At 66.3% G+C, this 1,098-nt stretch carries 1 protein-coding gene and 1 pseudogene; both read left to right on the plus strand.

The features are described from left to right. A pseudogene (locus AB4074_RS24790) lies at nt 1–106 on the plus strand (glycine cleavage system protein GcvH); the annotation flags it as partial. After that, nucleotides 103–1,098 (plus strand): serine hydroxymethyltransferase (gene glyA, locus AB4074_RS24795; RefSeq protein WP_441415748.1); only part of this gene is annotated, 996 nt, incomplete at its 3' end. The pseudogene AB4074_RS24790 and the gene glyA, both read left to right, overlap by 4 nt.

Below are 1,098 nucleotides of genomic sequence, written 5' to 3' on the forward strand. Positions count from 1 at the left end.
CAACGATCCGTACGGTGCGGGCTGGCTCTTCAAGGTGGCCGCCGAGTCGGACGGTCCGCTGCTTTCCGCGGAGGAATACGCTTCCAAGAATGGTGGCGAGCTGTGAGCGCCGCGACCGGGGCCGCAGGCACCGAGAACATTGTGTTCGAACAGGTCGTTTCGCCGTCCCTGGACACGGTGTTGTCCGAGCTGGATCCGGAGATCGCGGCGAAGATCGACGATGAGTTGAACCGTCAGCGTTCGGGCCTTGAAATGATCGCGTCCGAGAACCACGCCGCCGTGGCCGTGATGCAGGCGCAGGGTTCGGTGCTGACSAACAAGTATGCCGAGGGCTACCCGGGCAAGCGCTATTACGGTGGCTGCGAGCACGTGGATGTCATCGAGCAGTTGGCTATCGACCGGGTGAAGGCCCTGTTCGGTGCCGGGTACGCGAACGTGCAGCCGCACTCCGGCGCCCAGGCGAACGCCTCGGTGATGCACGCCCTGATCAAGCCGGGCGACACCATCATGGGCTTGAACCTGGCCCATGGCGGGCACCTGACCCACGGTATGCGGATCAACTTTTCCGGCCGCCTGTACAACGTCGTCCCGTACCAGGTCCGCGAAGAGGACCACCGGATCGACATGGCCGAAGTGGAGCGCCTGGCGCTCGAGCACAAGCCGGCACTGATCGTGGCTGGCTGGTCCGCSTATGCRCGSCAGCTGGACTTCGCSGAGTTCCGCCGGATCGCGGACCTGGTGGGCGCGTACCTCATGGTGGACATGGCGCACTTCGCCGGCCTCGTGGCCGCCGGCCTGCACCCGTCCCCGGTCCCGCACGCGCACGTGACGACGTCGACGACGCACAAGACCCTCGCCGGTCCGCGCGGGGGCATCATCCTTTCCAACGACGCCGACATCGCCAAGAAGATCAACTCCGCGGTCTTCCCGGGCCAGCAGGGCGGACCGCTGGAGCACGTGATCGCCGGCAAGGCCGTGGCCTTCAAGATCGCCGGCACTGCCGAGTTCAAGGAACGCCAGGAGCGCGTCCTGACCGGTGCCCGGATCCTGGCCGAACGCCTCGTCCAGGACGACGTCACCGCCAAGGGCATCAACGTG

The organism is Arthrobacter sp. 2MCAF14 (genome assembly GCF_052115645.1).
Lineage (GTDB): Bacteria > Actinomycetota > Actinomycetes > Actinomycetales > Micrococcaceae > Arthrobacter.